The organism is Hydrogenovibrio sp. 3SP14C1 (assembly GCF_029625905.1).
In the GTDB taxonomy this organism is placed as follows: domain Bacteria; phylum Pseudomonadota; class Gammaproteobacteria; order Thiomicrospirales; family Thiomicrospiraceae; genus Hydrogenovibrio.
The window spans coordinates 1-266 of sequence record NZ_JARTLM010000148.1 but is presented as its reverse complement, the minus strand read 5'-3'; the positions used below and the strand labels follow the sequence as shown (position 1 = coordinate 266).

Sequence of the window (266 nt, the reverse complement as noted above, 5' to 3'; positions counted from 1 at the left end):
CAAAAAGCCAGAGCAATCTACTCTCCGATTGGTTGATGCATAAACATCGCGAAAAGAGGAACAATTTTCGCTTTACTAAGGCTTGATATGCGACCCAGCCCAGCAATGGTCGCTTTTTGAGTGGCAAAAAAATCGACAAACACACTGTGCTCACGGCCTAAATCTTCATCGGGTAAGTAGTAGCCTAAATAACCGTCTTTACGAACCGACTTTATAAATGGCTTAATGCCGACGCTACGATCGTAAACTCGCCCACCGTATTGCAC

The 266-nt window shown here is 44.7% G+C and carries 1 protein-coding gene; it reads right to left on the bottom strand.

The genetic code is table 11. The features are described from left to right. Positions 1-17: 17 nt before the first annotated feature. On the bottom strand, positions 18-266 hold a 249-nt coding region (locus tag P8629_RS12005; protein WP_442908707.1), incomplete at its 5' end, for an LpxL/LpxP family acyltransferase.